The sequence below is a fragment of the Bacteroidales bacterium genome (genome assembly GCA_018334875.1).
Lineage (GTDB): Bacteria > Bacteroidota > Bacteroidia > Bacteroidales > UBA12077 > JAGXLC01.
In genome coordinates this window covers 1-5,801 of the sequence record JAGXLC010000267.1, presented here as the reverse complement: position 1 = coordinate 5,801, position 5,801 = coordinate 1, and the positions used below count along the sequence as shown (strand labels likewise).

3 protein-coding genes are annotated in these 5,801 nt (G+C 42.8%); all 3 read right to left on the bottom strand.

Features of this window, described 5'->3' with window-relative positions:
- Positions 1–1,260 (bottom strand): carboxypeptidase-like regulatory domain-containing protein (locus KGY70_16065; GenBank protein ID MBS3776713.1); only part of this gene is annotated, 1,260 nt, incomplete at its 3' end.
- Positions 1,261–1,466: 206 nt separating this feature from the next.
- Entirely contained in the window at positions 1,467–3,302 is a 1,836-nt protein-coding gene (locus KGY70_16060) for a Na+:solute symporter (GenBank protein ID MBS3776712.1), read from the bottom strand.
- Between the two features lie 10 nt (positions 3,303–3,312).
- Positions 3,313–5,700, bottom strand: a complete 2,388-nt coding sequence (locus KGY70_16055) for a PIG-L family deacetylase (protein ID MBS3776711.1) — start codon at positions 5,698–5,700, stop codon at positions 3,313–3,315.
- Positions 5,701–5,801: the final 101 nt, after the last annotated feature.

Below are 5,801 nucleotides of genomic sequence, written 5' to 3'. Positions count from 1 at the left end.
GGTATAAACATGAGCCATAATTCCTTCAGTACCCTGGCTGGGCCTATGTTTAGCTTCCTGAATAAAATAGGTGGCTTTCGCGTCAACAGAAAGCTTATCATCCAATTGTGCGTTTCCTCTTAAAGTAAAATTATTCTTGCTCAAACCTGAATTTTCAAGAATTGAATTCGACTCAGTATTGGAATAGGCGAACCTCAGGGAATAATCTTTAGAGCCGTATTCCAAGGACAGGTTATTTACCATGTTGCTTCCTGTGCGGAAAAAATTCTCTATATTATTGGACTGAGCCTCATAAGGTCTTGTTTCACCGTTCCAATATAAGCGTTCAGATCCTTCCATCTTTGGCCCCCAGGAACCGCCAGTTTGTCTTAACTGGGATAAATCATTGGGATAATTGCCCTGAGTCCCCTGGCCATATTGGTTCTGATAATCGGGAAGTAATAAGGGATCCGCGAAGGTATATTTCACATTGTAGGTAACCCCTAGTCCCGTAGTACCTTCTCCTGTTTTAGTAGTTATAAGAATAACCCCGTTTGAAGCTCTTGAGCCATACAGAGCGGCTGCATTAGGTCCTTTCAGCACGGAAATGGATTCGATATCATTGGGATCGATATCTGAAATACCCGTACCGTAGTCGGTCCTATTATAATTGGCCGTACCTGGTCCATCTGCTGAACCGAAGCCGGAGTTATCAATGGGAACTCCATCCACAACATAAAGGGGTTCGTTATTTCCCGTCAATGAATTGTTCCCCCTGATGGTCACGCGGGTGCCAGAACCAGGGCCAGCAGCAGATTTAATAAAATTCACACCGGATACCCTTCCCGAAAGCTGATTCACCACATTGTCTTCCATGGATTTACTTATAGATTCACCGCTTACATCATCCACGGAATATCCAAGTGCTTTCTTTTCTCTTTCAATCCCCAAGGCAGTTACTACAACTTCCTCCAACTCTTGCGCTGCAGGCTTAAGCTGAACATCAATCTGGCCCCTGCCCTGAATGGCTACTTCCTGGGTTTCCATTCCAACAAAACTGAAAACCAAGGTTTCAGCATCCTCAGGGATGCCGGTGAGCGTATAGTTACCATCCATGTCAGTAGTAGTACCAATTGTTTGCTGACTTTTTACAATGATGGTTACTCCTGGTATCGGCTCGCCTGACTCGGCATTGGTCACCGTACCAGAGACTTCTTGTTGTGCCCTCGCCGTGAAACCAGCGAAGAGCAATAGAATTAAAATAAAAGTTAAGTGTCTCATAGATCTGATTTTAAATAGAAACATTTTAAAATTTGTGATACAGTCAATGTTTACATAATACATGTTGAATTAATAAATAAATGATTCCCATCACCAAAACAAAGGATCAGGCGAATCCTGTGATAAATAAAATCGCGTGTGTTTCATAAGCAATCGGGTTTAAGGTTAAACAAAAGAATGATTATATCTATAACAAATTTTTACTCTTAAAGCTCTTTCAACTGTCTCCAGTATTTCATCAACAACAAGCCTGAAATAAGGAATATAGCGGTGAAGATGAAACCGTTCTGAACATTTCCGTAGAGGAACATACCTATAGAGAACAGGATGCTGTAAATAGAAATGGATCCAAGGACCATACAGAGTATGCCGGTAGGCACATCCCACCTTTGGTCCTTCACTTTTTCAAGCTCAATACCTTCTTTTCTGGCACCTTCCACAACAGCTTTCCATCCCGGACCTCCGGGCTTGATCTTACGATAAAAACTTCGCAGGACATGTTTGTCTGTAGGACGTGCCAGGTATGATACGGTGATCCAGGTTACGGTAACAAGCAACACGATGCCTACAAATTTAAAGTTGTCCCAGTAGCTCTCTCTCATGGAAACTCCTAATATTTCAATCTTCCCTCCCACTGTAGGGGCATAGTTCTCCAGAATGATAAAAAATAAGGAAAAAAGTACCGCTGCTCCCATGGCAGCAATTTCCGAATAAGCATTGATCCTCCACCAGAACCAACGAAGTATATAAATCAGGCCGGTTCCTGCGCCGATCATCAAAAGATACCGGAAAACCTGCAGGGCGTTCTCCAGGGAAAGAGCAAGCAATACGGCAACAATCATAAGAAAGACAGTGGAAAGTCTTCCGAAAAGGACGCGTTGTTTTTGGGTTGCATTTTTGTTTATCACCCTGCCATAAAAATCGTTCACCAGATAGGAACTCCCCCAGTTCAGTTGAGAAGCCACAGTAGACATAAAGGCAGCAATCAGTGAAGCTACAACCAAACCCAGGAGTCCTACCGGAAGGACTCTTTGCAACATTGCCGGATAAGCCATGTCATTCTGGATATACTGTGTCTTCATCTCCGGAAAAGCATCACTAAGAGCCTGTAAATCCGGATATACTATGATAGAAGCCAATCCTACGATTATCCAGGGCCAGGGTCGAATGGCATAGTGAAAGAAATTGAACAAAAGGGTAGCCCCTGTGGCATGTTTCTCGCTTTTGGCCGACAGCATCCGCTGTACAACATAGCCTCCGCCGCCGGGTTCGGCTCCCGGATACCAGGCAGCCCACCATTGAACAGCAATGGGTATTAAAAACACACCCAGAAACACGGTCGGATTTGAAAGGCTCGGGAGCAGATTAAGGTTTTCCTTTACGGCCGGATGACTAAAAAGTTCTGACAGCCCTCCTATTTGAGGAGAATTAACCGCATATACGGCTGCTATGATGGCTCCGAACAAGGCAAAGGAAAACTGAAACAGATCGGTCCATAAGATAGATTTCAATCCACCTAAGCCTGCATAAAACAATACAATAACAGAAGCAATAATCAGGGCCATGGTGGTATTGATGCCCATCATCACACCGACGATCTTAATAAAAGCAAGACAAACGGTAGCTATCACAAATACATTGAAAAACAATCCCAGATATACTCCACGGAAAACCCTCAAAAATTCAGCGGGTTTGCCACTATATCGTATCTCATAAAATTCATTATCTGTTAAAACCTGCGAACGGTTCCACAACTTTGCATAAACAAAAACGGTCAACATTCCGGTCAACAGGAATGCCCACCAGAGCCAGTTGGCAGCTACCCCGTCGGTTCGCACCATATCCGTTACCAGGTTAGGCGTATCAGCAGAAAAGGTGGTAGCAACCATGGATACGCCCAGCAGCCACCAGGGCATATTCCTTCCGGAGAGGAAAAAACTTGCCGCACTTTTACCTGCTCCTCTGGAAGCAACATATCCAATTGTTAAAAGAATACCAAAGAAAATGGCAATAATGACCCAGTCTAATGCTTGTAATTCCATGTTATTTATTTTATCGGTTTAACTCCTCTTTTCCTTTTAACAGCCTGCGCAACATTTTGATGTGCTCTGAAAATTCCTGGTAATTCATTTCCTTAATCAGAATCGCTCCGTAAGTTCTTCTCATCAAGGGATTGGGGTTTTCGTAGAAATATTCATTACCCAGCAGGTTGATCAGGTTCCTTCCCTGCTCCACCCAGATTTTCTGAGCCAGTTCACTGAACGAACCATCCAGTTCGTGGCTTGGGAAGGATGCAGATTTCTGGCTCAGGAAGCAACTGTGGAACATGTTGTGCAATACGGCAAATGAATTCAAAGAAATGGGGAAAACCATGTTGGCTTCGGAAAGATCAAATCTTGACCATACATTGCGATAGCCCCATATTTTAAGATTCATTTCCGGATATTCTTTTACATATTTATCAATGGCCTCGGAAAGGGCCACCAGGGTTTTAAAATGGGTATCAGGGCCGCTTCCTTCAGGGTCGAGCGCCAAGGTGATCACAGTAGGTTTGATTTGCTCCATTAATCTGTATATAGGCAGCACATCAAGGTTATAGTCGGGATATTCGGGAAAGATCTGGCCTGTGTAAAAATGAAGCCGGAGATGATCCACTTGTTTCATATCGATGCCAAAATGCGCCCACACCAATTCTGCCTCAAATTCCCTGATCCGACCCTTAAGGGTCTGAATAAATTCAGGCTCCATTCTGCCAGGCTCCATGGCAGAAATTAACCGGAGTTTCTCATCTGCAAATTCCCGTATTTTAGCCAAATCCTCAGTTTCCAGAAGCAAAGCAATAACCCTGCACAAACGGCAAGCAATATAAAAAGCCTTTGTTTCCTCATTTTGCCTTGCTATACCCTTCAGGTAACCAACTATATCATCCTGGGCATATTGGAAATTAAAAAGCCGGTGGGGTTTACCAAGCTGGCGACATTTATTTTCATCAATAAACTCTAACAGTTCTTTCAGCCGCTGACTTAGGTATTGATTGGTAACCGCCGTAAAACCACTGGTACAATAGATGAAATGATTTTCATTGTATTTTGAACGCACCAAATGATGCATCAGTGGGAAATAAGCGAGTTCAATATCATCGTGATGGGGAGCGGTGTGCATAAAACGCTGTTCCATCGGGATGGATATGCCTCTCTGGATTTTTTCAATTATCCTGGAATGAACCGATTCAGCAAGTTTTCCAATTGATTTTCCGGTTAAGTTTTCAGCTACTTTCCAATCTTTATCCGAAGGCAGGGAACTCTGTTTGGTCTTTGAAAGACCCATTAAAGAAATATTATTCCTCAGAGCACCATCCTGAACCAATTTATCATAATAGGATTCGGAAAGCTCTTCTTCCTTGATAAGGGTAGAAATTGTTTTTTCAGATTTTTCAAGATTAACAGTGGCACTTTTGGTCAGATAAAATCTTGCATTTTGCAATTGCTGCAGGCTTGTACCAGGATAAGCCTGTTGAGGTTCCTTTTCAACAGCATCCTTTACTACCTGGCCCTTAGTTTCCCCCGCAGCTATAATAAGGGCAACGTTATCAGGATTATAGGTGATGGTTCTCAATCCCATCGTAATGACCGCTTTCTTCTTAACTGATTCGATTCCTCCCAAATCCGCCGCAGCAGCAGCCTGCGTTTCATAATTGATGTCCGTCAGACGGGTGGTGGAATAAAAGGATGAACCCCGGACATTGAAAGCAATATGACCATCAGGTCCAATGCCGCCAAGAAAAAATCCAATGCCGCCTTTCTCCCTGATTTTTTCTTCATACTCATCACAAAACTCATCGAAAACCTTAATGGCCTTTTGCTGCAACATTTCCCGCTCAGTAGAAGGTCTTTTAAAACGAAGGCTCAAATCGATGTTTCCATCGGGAAAAATCTGATCCAGATTTTCATACCCCCCTAACATTTCTTTTTGGGCTTCAGCAAAATGGTAGGTATTGATTAAATGCGTTTTCTCCGGATCCAAACCAAACTGCTTGATATAAAAGTTGTTTACGAAATAATTGAAAGATCGCTCATGTTCCGGATTTATAGAGAAAAATTCATCCAACTGGAAAAAAGTAAGCGAACCCATATCGGGTTTCCATTTCGGATCGAAACCTATAGCAGCCAGAAGGCCATTGTTTATCTCTCTATCCCAATTATCCAGATAATACTCCATCCATTTGATAAAGAATTCAGGAGTTTTGCCCGTGGGCAGTGCAATAACACCTCCGGGATTTCTGCAAACCCATTCCAGAAATCGGATAGCAGTTATCTGGCCCAGTTCAACATAATTATCCACCGTAATGACGGGGATCTTCCTGTAAAGTTCATTGTCCGGGTATAAAATATCCCGATCGATAAAATACTGCTCGGTGATGTTGGTTGTGTCGTATTGCATATGATCTATATTTCTTATTGTTATTTATCCCAGTACCTTTCTGATAATAACTGCATTGGCACCCATCGCAACAGAATAGTTTCCATATTCGGAAAACAGGA

Excerpts from the sequence above, each read along its gene's own strand:
- KGY70_16060 (MBS3776712.1), bottom strand. The coding sequence starts at position 3,302 with ATGGAATTACAAGCATTAGACTGGGTCATTATTGCCATTTTCTTTGGT.
- KGY70_16055 (MBS3776711.1), bottom strand. The coding sequence starts at position 5,700 with ATGCAATACGACACAACCAACATCACCGAGCAGTATTTTATCGATCGG.